This window comes from Bacillus sp. NTK034 (assembly GCF_017303275.1).
GTDB lineage: Bacteria > Bacillota > Bacilli > Bacillales > Cytobacillaceae > Cytobacillus.
In genome coordinates, this window is sequence record NZ_JAFKOJ010000005.1 from 190678 (window position 1) to 205380 (window position 14703).

At 44.3% G+C, this 14703-nt stretch carries 18 protein-coding genes; 2 read left to right on the forward strand and 16 right to left on the reverse strand.

Annotated features, from left to right (window positions below; genetic code table 11):
- Positions 1 to 11: 11 nt before the first annotated feature.
- The 13 genes from JI665_RS15895 to prfA form a co-directional block, all read right to left on the reverse strand.
- A complete protein-coding gene (locus JI665_RS15895; protein ID WP_206840730.1) occupies positions 12 to 1007 on the reverse strand; it encodes an anti-sigma factor in 996 nt (331 codons plus the stop codon).
- Positions 1000 to 1533, reverse strand: a complete 534-nt coding sequence (locus tag JI665_RS15900) for a sigma-70 family RNA polymerase sigma factor (RefSeq protein ID WP_206840732.1) — start codon at positions 1531 to 1533, stop codon at positions 1000 to 1002. The genes JI665_RS15895 and JI665_RS15900 overlap by 8 nt, the downstream gene beginning before the upstream one ends.
- A 370-nt stretch (positions 1534 to 1903) precedes the next feature.
- Positions 1904 to 2470 carry a TIGR01440 family protein gene (locus tag JI665_RS15905; protein WP_211202588.1) on the reverse strand — a complete coding sequence of 189 codons (567 nt, stop codon included), beginning with the start codon at positions 2468 to 2470 and terminating at the stop codon, positions 1904 to 1906.
- 171 nt (positions 2471 to 2641) lie between these two features.
- Positions 2642 to 3082, reverse strand: a complete 441-nt coding sequence (gene rpiB, locus JI665_RS15910) for a ribose 5-phosphate isomerase B (RefSeq protein ID WP_206840736.1) — start codon at positions 3080 to 3082, stop codon at positions 2642 to 2644.
- 115 nt (positions 3083 to 3197) lie between these two features.
- A complete protein-coding gene (locus tag JI665_RS15915; RefSeq protein ID WP_206841075.1) occupies positions 3198 to 4493 on the reverse strand; it encodes a methyl-accepting chemotaxis protein in 1296 nt (431 codons plus the stop codon).
- A 16-nt stretch (positions 4494 to 4509) separates the two neighbouring features.
- Complete coding sequence (locus tag JI665_RS15920) at positions 4510 to 4950, reverse strand: low molecular weight protein arginine phosphatase (RefSeq protein WP_206840737.1); 441 nt, start codon at positions 4948 to 4950, stop codon at positions 4510 to 4512.
- A 190-nt stretch (positions 4951 to 5140) separates the two neighbouring features.
- Complete coding sequence (locus JI665_RS15925) at positions 5141 to 5692, reverse strand: manganese efflux pump MntP family protein (protein ID WP_206840740.1); 552 nt, start codon at positions 5690 to 5692, stop codon at positions 5141 to 5143.
- Positions 5693 to 5805: 113 nt separating this feature from the next.
- Positions 5806 to 6849 (reverse strand): L-threonylcarbamoyladenylate synthase, encoded by a 1044-nt coding sequence (locus tag JI665_RS15930; protein WP_206840741.1) that lies wholly within the window; start codon positions 6847 to 6849, stop codon positions 5806 to 5808.
- A 176-nt stretch (positions 6850 to 7025) separates the two neighbouring features.
- Entirely contained in the window at positions 7026 to 7472 is a 447-nt protein-coding gene (locus JI665_RS15935) for a GNAT family N-acetyltransferase (RefSeq protein ID WP_206840743.1), read from the reverse strand.
- A gap of 184 nt (positions 7473 to 7656) precedes the next feature.
- Complete coding sequence (gsiB, locus tag JI665_RS15940; protein ID WP_206840745.1) at positions 7657 to 8037, reverse strand: KGG domain-containing protein; 381 nt, start codon at positions 8035 to 8037, stop codon at positions 7657 to 7659.
- Positions 8038 to 8208: 171 nt separating this feature from the next.
- The gene (gene spoIIR / locus JI665_RS15945) at positions 8209 to 8883 is read right to left on the reverse strand and encodes a stage II sporulation protein R (RefSeq protein WP_244671233.1); all 675 of its coding nucleotides are present in this window, start codon (positions 8881 to 8883) and stop codon (positions 8209 to 8211) included.
- A gap of 135 nt (positions 8884 to 9018) precedes the next feature.
- The gene (prmC, locus tag JI665_RS15950) at positions 9019 to 9873 is read right to left on the reverse strand and encodes a peptide chain release factor N(5)-glutamine methyltransferase (RefSeq protein ID WP_206840749.1); all 855 of its coding nucleotides are present in this window, start codon (positions 9871 to 9873) and stop codon (positions 9019 to 9021) included.
- Between the two features lie 7 nt (positions 9874 to 9880).
- Entirely contained in the window at positions 9881 to 10954 is a 1074-nt protein-coding gene (prfA, locus tag JI665_RS15955; RefSeq protein ID WP_009332270.1) for a peptide chain release factor 1, read from the reverse strand.
- A gap of 219 nt (positions 10955 to 11173) precedes the next feature.
- On the opposite strand from prfA, the gene JI665_RS15960 reads away from it, so the two are divergent.
- Complete coding sequence (locus JI665_RS15960) at positions 11174 to 11827, forward strand: GntR family transcriptional regulator (protein WP_206840751.1); 654 nt, start codon at positions 11174 to 11176, stop codon at positions 11825 to 11827.
- An 11-nt stretch (positions 11828 to 11838) separates the two neighbouring features.
- Positions 11839 to 12801, forward strand: coding sequence for a multidrug resistance efflux transporter family protein (locus tag JI665_RS15965; RefSeq protein WP_206840753.1), 963 nt, complete (start codon positions 11839 to 11841; stop codon positions 12799 to 12801).
- A 29-nt stretch (positions 12802 to 12830) separates the two neighbouring features.
- On the opposite strand, the gene JI665_RS15970 is transcribed toward JI665_RS15965, so the two are convergent.
- The 3 genes from JI665_RS15970 to rpmE form a co-directional block, all read right to left on the reverse strand.
- Positions 12831 to 13271, reverse strand: coding sequence for a hypothetical protein (locus JI665_RS15970; RefSeq protein ID WP_206840755.1), 441 nt, complete (start codon positions 13269 to 13271; stop codon positions 12831 to 12833).
- A gap of 282 nt (positions 13272 to 13553) precedes the next feature.
- The gene (locus JI665_RS15975) at positions 13554 to 14174 is read right to left on the reverse strand and encodes a thymidine kinase (RefSeq protein ID WP_206840757.1); all 621 of its coding nucleotides are present in this window, start codon (positions 14172 to 14174) and stop codon (positions 13554 to 13556) included.
- A gap of 204 nt (positions 14175 to 14378) precedes the next feature.
- Positions 14379 to 14591, reverse strand: a complete 213-nt coding sequence (gene rpmE, locus JI665_RS15980) for a 50S ribosomal protein L31 (RefSeq protein ID WP_009332279.1) — start codon at positions 14589 to 14591, stop codon at positions 14379 to 14381.
- Positions 14592 to 14703: the final 112 nt, after the last annotated feature.

The window sequence follows — 14703 nt, forward strand, 5'->3', positions numbered from 1 at the left end:
TCACCATCCTTTTATTCCCAGTTCCAATAATCCACTTCGCCAAGGTATGGAGCACGGATTTGCTTTTCTTCTTTTAGCTTTAATAGTTCTTTTACCGGGCCGGTAACGACTGCTCCATAGACAGTGAAGCCATTTTTTTGAAGATATTGATGACGGTCTTTCAGATGATCCAGTCCTAAAAAGTTTTCATAATAGCTTTGAGATTCATTTTTTAACAGGGTTTCCATCTGTTTCAGCATCAACTTTTTATTTTTTTCCATAAATTCATCATTAAGGGCCAATTTCGACTCTGACATATAATCTTCTCCTGCTTCCCTTCCCCCAGTCAGACCATAAATGGATGTTAATTCGATTGAGTTGCCACCACTGCCATACCCCGTCTGAAATTCCTTCAGTTCCCCTGTATAGAGCGGCATCCAAAGAACTTCCAGGTCATAGGGCTTTAACAGGTTCAGAAGCTCCTCCGGCTTCATAAATGACTGTGTGGAAAATGCCATTTCCGCCACAGTCCCCTCGTGTATTTTTTCTAGTGAAGCCCAGACACCTGGTTTCCCTTCAGCTGATAGCTTTTTTCCGCTATTCGGATTTTCAGGCAGGGAGAAACGGTAAATGTTTTCGTTTTGCGGCTCATATTTCTGGATTTTTAAGGTTGAATACGAATTTAGCAGCCTTTTCTCAATGTAAACCTCCCCGATTGTTTGAGATTCGCGGCCAATCTGGCGGGAAATCGGGTAGGATATTTTCTGTGTCAGAAAGGGTGTTAGTTCTTTATTAACAAAGCCGCCAAAATCCTCATATAGATTTGGATACTTCCAATCAAGAGCTACCTTGCTGTAAAAAACATGCTTCTTATCACTATTGGCGGCATCGGATATTATATTCACGGCCATCATATATACCCAGAACAACAGCAGACAGGCAGCAATGACCCTTATTACTCTGAAAGTTAAGGTGAAACGGTATCTAGCCATGATTTTCTTTTCTCGGTCTTTGTTCCAGTCAGTCATGTTTTTCCCTCCATTGTTCATCGGCGAGCTGTGTCAGCTTTTTCCGGGCCCGATGCAGTGTCACCTTTACTTGATTTTCCGATAGATCCAGCGCCTCCTGGATTTCACTATAGCTAAAAGACTCAAATTCTCTTAAATATAAAATGGACCGGTACTGTTCCGGCAGGCAGCTCATAAGATCTGCCACTTTTTCCTTCGATTCCTTATTTAATGCTTCATCCTCCGGCAGCCCATATGGACTTATCATTTCATCTCTGGAAAATAAATAGCTGGCAAAAGGAATCTTATTTCTCCTCTGCCGTTTCCTCCATTCATCCAAATAGGCGTTCCTTGCTACTTTGAATAGCCATGCCCTTACATCTTCCTGCTTATAGAAAGAGAGAGAAACCGTTGCCTTAATGAATGTTTCCTGAGTTAAATCCTCCGCTGTTTCTTTGGAGCCTGACATCTTATATAAAAAGTAATAAAGCGGTCTGGCATAATGCCGATATAAATCATCCAGCCTATCCCGCCTGTTTTCTTTCAACGGTTTCTCCCCCCTTTCTCAATAAATGCTGCACTTTATACACGTTCTTCCTTCCTGAATGTTACACGTTCCATAAAAAAAGTGACAGGCACCTATACCATTTTTAGTTAAAATGGGGCAGGCGCCTGTCAATATACTCGTTCCCTCTGATTTCCGCTTTTCCTGTCCGAATGTGCTTCAACTTCAGACTCGTGGTACAGGACTTCCCCTTGCTCTCCGAATAGGTGGCTGATGTGGCGAAACTGAACAAGAAATTGAGTATTTAATAGGAATGAATAAAGCCCCAATTGCTAGGCAATTGGGACAGCTAATTAACAGATTATTATCAAAGTTTTTTCTGCAAAACTGATCCGCTATACTTGACCTTTCATTACCTGCACGATTCATTATCAGAGTTGCGTTCATAAATCGCCCGTGCTCCTCCGATCAGTTTCGGCCTGGTTTTGGCCATGGTGACGTGGGCCTCGCCGACTGATTTTTGTGAGGTCCTGATCGGAACGGCTACATGCTTCAGATGCATGCCAATCAGTGTGTCGCCGATATCGATGCCGGCATCTGCCTTGATCAACTCCACCATGACGGGATCTTTGAAGTGTTCATAGGCATATGCTGCCATCGCGCCGCCGGCCGTGCGGTGAGGGGTGACGGTCACTTCATCCAGGTTTTTTACCTCGGCAACGGAACGCTCTACTACGAGTGCCCTGTTCAAATGTTCGCAGCATTGAAAGGCCAGCGCAGCCCCGGTATTCTGGCGAAGCTTGTCCAGACGCTCAAAAATCATTTCAGCCACTTGCTCCGTTCCGGCTGTGCCGATTCTTTTCCCGGCTACTTCACTTGTGCTGCAGCCCACTACAAGAATATGCTTTTCACTTAAAGGAACTTGTTCACTAAATTCACGAATGATTGTATCCAGCTCTTTTTTCCATTGTTCAATCAAAATGCTCACCCTTTCGGAAGATTCACCGCAGTCTAACGGGCAGTAAGACTCCCCCTTTATAGCTCAAAAAAGTCGAAGGAGGATAAGCGGGATTCAAACTGCCCGTAAATGCCCGACTAGTTCAACTAATAATCAGCGTGGGAATACCCCCACGCTGATTGAAGTTTCACTTTACTTCGTTTCGTAAGCAGTAATCTTTCCTACACGGTTTTCATGCCGGCCGCCTTCAAAATCTGTTGAAAGCCATACTTTTGCAATTTCACGAGCGAGGCCAGGGCCAATCACTCGTTCACCCATAGCAAGGATGTTGCTGTCATTATGTTCACGGGTTGCTTTAGCACTGAATACATCATGCACAAGCGCACAGCGGATTCCCTTCACTTTGTTGGCAGAGATGCTCATGCCAATCCCAGTCCCGCAGATCAGAATGCCTTTGTCGAATTCGCCATCCGCTACCTTTTCAGCAACAGGCAATGCATAATCCGGATAATCTACTGAAGTTTCGCATTCACAGCCGAAATCCTCATACTCAATGTTCATTTCATCCATTAGGCTTTTGATTTCTTCGCGGAGATTAAGTCCGCCATGGTCTGATGCAATTGCAATTTTCATTATGAAACCCTCCTGTTTGAAGCCCGCTTATTTTTGACATTATGCTTTTATTTTGACACAAAACCTTGAAAATATAAAGAAAGGGAGCTGCATTTTGGGCTCCCTCAACAATCGTTTATAGTTTAAATTTAGTAATTGTGCTTTTTAATTTTTCTGCCTGTTCTTTAAGATCGATGGCCAGTTTTTCCAAATTGCCAATCACAGCGGTCTGGTGTTGGGTGGCTGCTGAAACCTCCTGTGCGCCTGCTGATGTTTCTTCAGCAATTGCAGCAACCTCCTGGGATTGTGTGGATGTTAGCTGTATTCCCTCCATTTGGTTATCAACCAGGCCTGATATGGCAGAAACGGATGCAGCCATTTCATTGACCACTTTCGCCATTTCCTCAATCACTTCATTTGTTTTCGTCCCTTTTTTCACTTCATTATTAGCAGTCTCCACTTGATATGAGATTTGCGTGACAACATTGCGGACCTCTTCCTGAATGTTTTTTATCAGTTCTGAGATGCCCTGGACTGCCTGTGCACTTTCATCTGCAAGTTTACGGACTTCCTCAGCGACTACCGCAAATCCTTTGCCATGGTCCCCGGCACGCGCTGCTTCAATGGAAGCATTTAAAGCAAGGAGGTTGGTCTGTGCTGCAATGTCACCGACAAGCTGAATAATCTGCTCCACTTTCACAGCATTTTGCTCTAGGCGCTTCACTGTCTGCAGTGATTCCTCATTATCGTGGGCCAGTTTGTCTATACCTGAAATAAGTGAATGGATCACTTTCTTTGATTCCATCAGGTCCTTAACCATTTCGCCGGAAACATTTTGTGATGCTTTTGCTGTATCCTGTACCTCCTGAGCAATTCGCAGGACATCTTCCATGGATTCAGCTGTTGATTGAATGGAAACCGCAGAACTATCTGCTCCCTGGGAAATCTCGCTGATGGTTCTGGCAATCGCATCTGCCTGCTCTGCAGCTGCCGAAGATTCGGAAGACATCGCAATGACTTTTTCATTCGTTTCTCTAAAGTTCTCGTCAATTTTATGAACCATATCCCTTAAATTGAAAAGCATATGGTTGAATGCAATACCCAATGAACGGATTTCATCATCCGACCTGGAAAGTTCTGCGTCCTGGCCGATATCGCCATTGGCAGCCATGAGTGCCGTTTTTTCAAGTTTCTGTAAAGGTTTGATAATGAAACCTGCAGCAAAAAAGGCAAGAACACCTGACCAAAAAATACCCATTCCTAAGGTTAAAATAGTAAAAACACCCTCTCCAAATGGAAGCATCTCTTCTATGCCAGGAAATATAAAGTAAAGAAATACAGCACTTGTTGTGTATGTAATGATAGCCAGCGATGTGATAAATAATACGAGCTTTTTCCTAAGGCCAAACTTATAGCCCTTTTTCTCCCCCATCATGTTGCCCCCCTGATTAATCTGGTCTCTGTATGCGATCCAAAATTTGTTCAATTGCTTCTGTCAGATCTTTAAATGTATTTCTATATATCTCAACCGGCCCCCCATATGGATCGATAATATCTCCAGGCGCTCCGGCAAACTCTTTTAGTGTGAAGGTTTTACCCACTGCGTCAGGAAACATGGACAAAACGGTATTTTTGTGGCCGGCTGTCATTGTTAAAATATAGGTCGCCCAGTCAATTAAACCTTCATTCATGCTGGAAGACTGATGCTGAAGCGGAATCCCATGCTCCTCCAGCACACTTTTTGTATTCGGGGACGCCCCGCTGCCTTCTGCCGCAAATACTCCAGCCGATTTCACTTCTACACCCGGGAGCGATTTGCTTTTTAAAATGGCTTCTGCCATAGGGCTTCTGCAAGTATTTCCTGTACATACAAACAATACTTTTGTCACAGAGAAACTCCCTCCTTATATATCGGTCTATAACCATAAAACTTTATTCAAAATGACAGTTTGCACTTTTCTTACATTATAAGTCAAATTTCCCATAACACCTATAGCTCCTGTGCAAAAAAAAGAAAAAGGGCGACCCGCACCCTTTCCATTTTTCACAAAATATTAACATTTAAACACACGCTAACCTCTATAAAAATAACAGTTTTACCCCAAAAGCAAGGAGGATGGCACCGCCGAGAGCCTCGCTGTAGGAGCCGATCCAGCTTTGGACTTTTCTGCCGGTGAGGAGGCCGGCCCATGTGAGGATGGCCGCCCCTGCTCCGAAGAACACGAGCACAAGTAATGTTTTGGCTCCGTAGATTCCCAGGCTGAGGCCTACTGAAAAACTATCAAGGCTGACGCTCAAGGCAAAGATCAGCAGCCCTAAGCCCACTGGCGTGATTAAGCTGTCTTCATCCTCCCTGAAGCTTGACCAAATCATCTGCACACCTAATAAAAGGAGCAGTCCCCCGCCTGCATAACCGGCTATGGCTCCGAATGTATTTGAAAGAAATCTGCCTGCTATCATTCCCAATAATGGCATCCATACATGGAAAAGGCCAATGGTGATGCCGATTTTAGCTATTTGTCTGAGGCGGAGTTTGTACATCCCCATACCAAGACCCACCGAAAAGGCATCCATCCCTAATGCAAATGCCATTAGAGCCAGTGTTAATATTTCCCCGATCATTGCAGACATTTTTCCGCCTCCTTGGACTTGCTAATTCAGCATATGCACGTCCGTGAGGTTTTAGAATGCCATTGCCTTTTCCCAAAACAAAAAACCGCCTCATGACGAAACGGTTTCTTTATCTATCTGCTAATAACCCTGTGCCCTGCTGCTTTCATCAGGCGGTTCATGATTGCATGCCCGACGCCTTCACCCGGGAACATCTCACAGAAAATAATATCAGCATCTGTTGTGTTGAAGTATCTTAATGCTTCATAGAGAGAGCTGGCCACTGTCTCAAGCTTTTCCCGCTGCCCGCAGGCATAGATAAAATCAGCATGATAAAATTCCAGGTTTTCTGATGTCGTCAGGACTCCCACCGAAAGGCCTTCCTGCTTTTTATCCTCAACAAAATGCTGGATGTCTTCTCTTGTTCCTTCTACTAAATAAAGAGGTGCATCCGGTGCATAGTGCCGGTATTTCATGCCGGGAGATTTCGGCGCCTGGCTTTCATCCGCTAATGCAGGATCCACGCTGACCTTGCCTACAACCTCTTCCAGCTGTTCTCTGGTAATGCCGCCTGGCCTTAAGATGACCGGCACTTCACCCGTACAATCCAATACAGTGGATTCCACACCAACACCTGTCGGACCCCCGTCCACTAAACCTGCAATTCTACCATTGAGGTCTTCCCAAACATGGTCAGCCGTTGTCGGACTGGGCCTTCCCGATCGGTTGGCACTAGGAGCGGCAATTGGCAATCCTGCTTTCTCCAGCAGCTCCAGGGCTACTGGATGATCAGGCATCCGCACAGCAACAGTGGATAAGTCTGCCGTTGCATAATGGGAAAGAACACCTTCCTTATGATTAAAAATGAGCGTAAGCGGTCCCGGCCAAAATTGATCCATGAGCGCCTGCGCATTTTGCGGAATTTCGGTTACAAACGCGTCCAGCTGTGCTTTATCAGCAATGTGAATAATCAGGGGATTATCACTCGGACGTCCTTTTGCCTCAAATATTTTTCTGACCGCTTCATCATTTTCCGCATTCCCGCCTAATCCATATACGGTTTCTGTTGGAAAAGCGACCACTTCATTATTTTTTAACAGATCGGCAGCCTGTGAAAACTGTGAATAACTATCTTCTTTATCCACATTGTTATCCACCGACCATCTTTTTGTAATCATTGTTATCCACCTTCACAAAAAATGTTTTTTTGCTGTCAAAATTCCTTTGTTTTCGACATTTTTTTGAACATTCCTTTGGAAAGTATAGTAGAAGAAGCTGGATAACTCAAGTCTTATCCACAAATTGTGTATAAATAAGAGCGATTTGTGCATAACTTTGGCAAGATACCCACAATTCACATGGATAATTTCAAAAAGAAAGAGTTATCCACAGTCAGGATATGTTTAACATGCTCCGACTCGAATAAGACTTCCGGCAATCGCGCTGTTTCTTCCTGTTTAAAGCCAAGCAGGCTGAAAAATGCCAGCGAGTTTCTTTTATTCGATGCTAGATACAAGGACTCCATGCCCCGATCTCTTGCCAGCATTAATATTTGCTCAAACAAAATAAATAGATCTTTTTCAGATGCTGAGGATGTTATTACAAGGGACCTTAAAAGTCCATTCTTCCCATGGGGTTCAATTCCCAGGGTAGCTTTAATATCCCCAGAATCATTCTCCATAATTAAAAAATATTCGATTGCTTCCCTTATCCCATCCGTACTTAAGTTTGCCGATTCCAGAAAAGATGCCAGATTCTCCACATCTGAAGCATCAGCACATCTCACTACACCTGTTTCCATTTCTTCACCCCATTTTCTTATTGTCACTCTATGAATATGAAAAAATAGAAAAAGTAGAACTAGATTTGAAAAATATTTCAGGATGTGAGAGAACGAATGACTACTGTAAAATAAAACACGGCAGCTGTCTGAATTCCGCTGCCGTGTTTATATTACTATCATATACAATTTTTCTGCGGCAGGTTTAGTCGTTCGAGTTGCCGCCTTTTCGGCCGATTTCTTCGTAGAAATCGCGGTCATGGTTTTCACTAGTTGCTTCTCCGCCTTTGCGTCCAATTTCCTGATAGAATTCCTTGTCATGATTTTCAGCAGTTGCTTCTCCGCCTTTTTGGCCTATTTCCTGATAGAATTCACTATCATGATTTTCCGCTGTCGCTTCTCCGCCTTTTTGGCCTATTTCCTGATAGAATTCCTTGTCATGGTTTTGGCTGGTAGCTTCTCCGCCCTTTTGTCCAATTTCCTGATAGAAGTCCTTATCATGATTGCGGCTTGTTGCTTCTCCGCCCATGCGCCCTCTTTCCTCACGAGACATTTTATCGTTGTTATTATTGTTGTTTTTAGCCATTATCTTTCATCTCCTTTTTGTTTATGTTTTGTTGTTACACTACTTTAAATATCCGTTTTTAGTAGAATCAAACTCATGAAAAGAAGATGTTATATGCTTGTCTTAAATGTAATTTGATTTCCAGTTTTTAAAGTGATTCTAAAAAAGAGAGACCTTGCTCTGCAGCAAGGCCTAACCGAAGATTTTCTCCCATATTTCAGCTAAAAAGAATTTTACTTCTACAGGTTCTTCATCTTCCTCTGTATAAACGGGAGGGGTTTCTTTTTCGGAATCAGTGTCAGCAGCAATTTCTTCTGCCTTTACTTCCCCTTTCTTTTCTTCTTCTTCAAAGCCTTCGCTTACAGCCACACCGTTTGAGAAATCAAGGAAGCAAAGAGGAGGGAAAAGCACACACCACCAGTTTGCCCCTTTTCCTTCGCCAAGAGTGATCAAGATCGCTTCGTATTCGCCTGCCGGGTATAAGAACTGTCCATATAACTTCGTCGGGAAGCTGACTTTTCCAAAGTCGGCATTTACTTTCTGATCAGACCCTTCATCAGCTACTACTTCTTCGGCAATCTTTTGGATCTCAGGCAATCTGGACTGGATCAGTTCACGGGCATCTTCAATTGAAGTTAACTCTGCCACCCACTCAGTGATTTCTGCATTTACTGCATCCCTAACTTTCCTTTTAATCGCCTGGTCTTCTTCATTATCGCTGTTGGCCAGAATGCGCAGCCTTATTGCCTCGCTTGGTATTACCATTGGCTCATCAGCTGTGACTTCTGTTTGCGGTATATATAAACTTAAAATGGTTCCTAAGGATAAAATCAGTACATATAATTTCACTATCGTTTTTGTATTCATCATTTCCGGCACCATCCCTTCACTATCCACAGTGTGGACAGGATGCCAGAATCTTAAACTATTAAAATTAAATTTTTTTATAGGATTCTGATGCAGTCCCTCTCACCTAAAAAAACCGCCATTCCGGCGGCTGTGTTACTCTATTTTTGCAAAAACCATCCGGTCTTTGCCGTTAATGTCATAGACTTTTTCAATATTTGCCTGAGGGAAAACCTGCTTCAGAAGTGCAGATACTGCTTCACTTTGGCCGGCACCTACCTCGAAGCCGATGAGGGCACGGTCTTTGATGACAGCTGGCAGTTCCTCCATAAAGCGCTTGTACAGATCCAGTCCATCTTCCCCTGCAAAGAGGGCACGGTGCGGTTCGTGTTCTGTGACTATATCCGACATCCACTCGATATCCCTTTCCGGTATATATGGAGGATTGGATAGTATGATATCAAATTTCTTCCCTTTCGAAATAAGGGGCTGTAGAAGGTCCCCCTGAAAAAAATCGATTACCGCGCCATTCTGTTCTGCATTTTTCTCAGCCAGCTCAAGGGTCGGCCTGTAGATATCTGTGGCCGTGACATTTAATTCCGGCTTCTCGAGCTTCATCGTAACGGCAATCGCTCCGCTGCCGGTACCGATGTCTGCCATTTCAAGCCCGTTCACAGAGCCGAACAGCTTGTTTATCTTCTTAAGAGCATTATAAACGAGTTCTTCCGTTTCTGGCCTTGGAATAAGGACATCTTCATTCACATGGAAGGTGCGCCCGTAGAATTCTTCAGTGCCGATTATATACTGAACAGGCTGGCCCGCTGCGTGTGCGTGCACTGCCTTCTGGAATTCATCCAGGACCTCCGGATGCAAATCTTCGCGTAAATTAGCCAAAAAGCCTGCCCTGCTCATCTTCATAAAATGCTGCAATAACAGCTCACCGGCATTCTCATCACGGTTTGACTTCTTTAAAAAAGAAGAAGCCCAGTTGAGGGCTTCATATACTTTCATAGTTGGATTACTCATTGGATGCACTGTCCAGCTTCGCAGATTGCTCTTCAACGATCAGAGCGTCAATAACTTCATCGAGCTTTCCTTGAAGGATCTGATCAAGCTTTTGGATTGTCAGGCCGATACGGTGATCGGTGACACGGTTTTGCGGGAAGTTGTACGTACGGATGCGCTCAGAGCGGTCTCCGGTACCAACTGCTGATTTACGCTGCTGGTCATATTCCGCCTGTGCTTCCTGCTGGAACTTATCATAAACACGGGCACGAAGAACCTTCATCGCTTTTTCCTTATTTTTGATTTGTGACTTTTCATCCTGGCAGGAAACAACCGTACCTGTCGGCAAGTGAGTCAAACGAACAGCTGACATCGTCGTGTTAACACTCTGTCCGCCCGGTCCGCTTGAAGCAAATGTATCCACACGGATATCTTTTTCATGAATGTCGATTTCCACTTCTTCCGCTTCAGGAAGAACCGCAACTGTTGCAGTTGAAGTGTGGATGCGCCCGCCGGATTCAGTTTCCGGTACACGCTGAACACGGTGTGCGCCATTTTCAAACTTAAGCTTGGAATAAGCGCCATTTCCGTTAATCATAAAGATGATTTCCTTATAGCCGCCAACGCCCGTAGAGCTTGCCTCAATGACATCGATCTTCCAGCCCTGCGTCTCGGCATAGCGGCTGTACATACGGTATAAGTCACCTGCAAATAAGGCAGCTTCATCACCGCCGGCTGCACCTCGGATTTCCATAATAACGTTTTTATCATCATTAGGATCTTTAGGAATGAGGAGGATTTTCAGACGTGCTTCCAGATCCTCTTTTCTTTCCTCAAGCTCGGCCAATTCTTCTTTTACCATTTCGCGCATTTCGGCATCAAGTTTCTCTTCAAGCATGGCACGCGCATCCTGATACTGCTCTTTCACTTCTTTATATTCGCGGTATGTGTCAACAGTTTCCTGAATACCAGACTGTTCTTTTGAATATTCGCGAAGCTTTTTCGGATCATTGACAATTTCCGGATCGCTCAAAAGCTCATTTAATCTTTCATAACGGTCCTCGACAGATTGAAGACGATCAAACACAGCCATTCACCTCAATTTTTTATCCAATAACCGCCGGATATTGTCACAGCGGGGTATAGTTTTATTTTATTAAAAAAGCCGCAACTCCATAACATTCTAATTATAGTATAGGTCGTAGTTGCAGTCAAAACCATTCGGGAATAAGGATGACTTCTTCCCTGTTAATAAATTTTCTGAAAAATCATTGCAGGTTACTGTGATATCCGATATATTGGTTTTATGAAGAATAAAAACATCACTCCAATTAAACGTTTGTCCCTTAGAGATGAAGTATACGAAACACTTAAGAAAAATATTATCCAGCTTGATTTTGAACCGGGTTCGCGCCTTCATGATAAGGAACTGGCAGAAGACTTTGGGATCAGCCGCACTCCTGTCCGGGAAGCCTTAAAGCGGCTGGAGGATGAAGGGCTCGTTGTATCAACGCCCGGTTCATCAACCCGGGTCACACCTCTAAATGAAGATGGTGCCAGCCATGCCTTCCTTGTGGCGGCTTCCCTGCATGCTTTAGGTGCCAGGCTTGGCGTTCCCCGCTTAGTGCCGAGTGATTTTGCGAGGCTTGAGGCAGCCAATAATAATCTGGAGGCCGCCATGAAAAAACAGGATATTCTTAGTGCAGTAAAAGCAGATGAGGCCTTCCACGAGGTTTATCTTTCTGCAGCAGATAATCCCGAAATTATCTCAGCATTAAAGAGAATTATGCCCAAAATTCAGCGTCTGGAAATTGCTCAATTCGGATCTTTGAATGGGCTGAAATCTGTAGAGCAGCACAAAAAAATTATGGAAGCGAGCAGGCATGGCCAGGAGCAGCTGGCATCCAGCCTGGTGGAGGAAAACTGGCTGAGCCTTGGCGGGCTTTTAACAGGGAAATGAGGTGAACTGGCATGAAAGCTATTCTATTAGGCGTTTGTTCAGCCTTCTTTTTTGCTTTCACATTTGTATTAAACCGCGCAATGGAAATGGATGGAGGAAGCTGGCTATGGAGCGCATCGCTCCGCTATTTTTTCATGATTCCTCTTTTGGGTGCCATTGTAGCATTCAGAGGGAATTTGCGGCCATTATTTACTGAGATGAAAAAAGCTCCCGGGCAATGGCTGTTATGGAGCTTTGTTGGCTTCGCTTTATTTTATGCCCCGTTATGTTTTGCAGCAGCCTATGGTCCCGGCTGGCTGATTGCCGGAACCTGGCAGATTACGATTATCTCCGGCTCCCTGCTTGCACCGCTTTTTTTTGTTGCATATCAAACTGGAAATGGAACTGTTAAGGTTAGAGGAAAAGTGCCATTTCGCGGTCTCATGATGAGCCTGATCATTCTTCTTGGAGTTGCTGTGATGCAAGTCGAGCATGCCTCCTCCATTTCATTTCGTGATACGATGCTTGTGATCATTCCTTTAGTTATCGCATCTTTTGCCTATCCATTAGGCAACCGCAAAATGATGGATGTGTGTGAAAATCGGCTGGATGCCTACCAGCGCGTGCTCGGAATGACGATTGCCAGTCTTCCTTTCTGGGTCGTTCTTTCTGCAGCCGCCCTGGCAACAAGCGGAGTACCCAGTTTTGGCCAGGTCACTCAGTCCGGTTTAGTCGCCATATTTTCCGGCGTCTTTGCCACGGTACTGTTTTTTGCAGCCACTGACCTCGTCCGCGGCAATATGCAAAAGCTGGGGGCAGTGGAAGCAACACAATCTCTCGAGGTCCTTTTTGCTGTTCTTGGTGAAGTGCTGCTGCTGTCAAGCCCCTTGCCGTCTGGAATTTCTTTTACAGGTATGGCACTTGTGATCGCAGGCATGGTGCTTCACAGTTATGTAACCTCGAACAAAGTCATATTAAAAAGAAAGGCTGCGTAAAAAAATGCCCTGGGTAAGCAGGGCATTTTTTACGTGCGGTCTTCCTGAACCTTTACTTCAATGTGATAAGTCGGAAGAGCTTTAATGAGATCTTTATGCAATTGTGCCTGTGAATCAATCTTTTCCTGATGAGTCATATTGCCTTTTCGGTATGCAGTCACCCACATATCCTCTCCATTTACCCAAACTGCTCCCGGGCGATACCCATTGTGAGCAGCAATCACCCTGCGGGCCTGGTTGATATCATCCTGATTATCCAGGCGTTTGCCGTCAAAATTGATAAAGTTCGGGTTCTGCTCACCGCTCATCGTCCGGTCCAATGTGTCATTGTCCTCGGTGCGGTCTAGATCATTATTTATAAATGAAACTCCATCCTGGGTCTCATGGTCATACTCACTCTCGGTTGCCTGATTGTTGGCACAGCCAGCCAGAAATGCGAGCATCAAAATGAAAACACTAAATTTTTTCATTACTGCACCTCCTTTTTATAGCATGTCCGCTATAAGGAGGAATGTGCAGTCCAATATTAGGCAGAGCTGGAGCGAGCATTTTATGGCGACCTTCTCACTGCTTTGCTTCTTTTTTTCGGCTTCCTGAGCCGCTCATGACGACCTTTTTTTGCTCTCCTCCCACTTTCGGCTACATGAGGCATTCATGCTGAAATTTTTAATTCCGCCTTCATTTTTCCGTTTTCTGGGCCATAAAAAAACTGCCCGGAACACGCCAGGGCAGAGAGATCGCTTCGTATAAAATTATGATAAAAACTCAGTTGTTTTTTGTTTATCCAGAACATTTGGCGATTTGGGAACTTCATGGTGATGGCGGCAGCGCGGTTCATATGCTTCAGATGCGCCGACTAAAATAACCGGGTCATCATACGAAGCTGGCTTCCCATTGATCAGGCGCTGTGTACGGCTTGCAGGTGAACCGCAAACGGCACAGACAGCTTGAAGCTTTGTAACCATTTCTGCTATCGACATGATGGCAGGCATTTGGCCAAACGGCTCTCCGCGGAAGTCCTGGTCAAGTCCGGCAGCGATGACACGATGTCCGCTGTCAGCCAGGTGCTGAATGACTTTTACAATTTCATCATCAAAAAATTGCACTTCATCAATGGCAATCAAATTAATATCAGCTGTAATGTATTTAAAAATATCGGTAGACTGGGAAATGGGTCTAGCTATGACCGAAGTTCCATTATGTGAAACGACAGCTTCATCACTGTATCGGTTATCGATCTGCGGCTTAAATACAGCAATTTGCTGTTTGGCAAACTGAGCTCTGCGCACACGGCGAATCAGTTCTTCTGATTTGCCGGAGAACATGCTGCCGCAAATGACTTCCACCCATCCGTGATGATTCACAACGTACATGAACGGCTCTCCTTCCTCGTTCTAACTAATAGAATGGCTTGTTATTATTATTTTATGAAGAAAGGGTCGAGCTGTTAATCTTAATTATACTCGCGCTTTTTTCAAAGCAAAACGGTCCACTCAAAACAGTTCTTCATATCCAATAAGGGTTATTTCGCAATAAAAAACAGGCAAGATAGTTAACTTGCCTGTTTTTGTTGTTTATTATTTTTGTTCTGACTTAATGCCGTATTTCTTATTGAAACGGTCAACACGTCCGCCAGCTTCAGCGAATTTTTGACGTCCAGTATAGAATGGGTGGCACTCAGAGCAAGTTTCAACGCGGATCTCTTCTTGAACAGAACCGGTTTCGAACTCGTTACCGCAAGCACATTTCACCATTGCTTTTTTATAGTTAGGATGAATTCCTGATTTCATTCTTTTCATCTCCTTCCGCCCTGAATCATTCGAAACAGAGTTATATATTACGGGCAATCATGAATTGCCGTAAACTTCAAAAACACACTGTCATCATTATAACAAGTCAAAG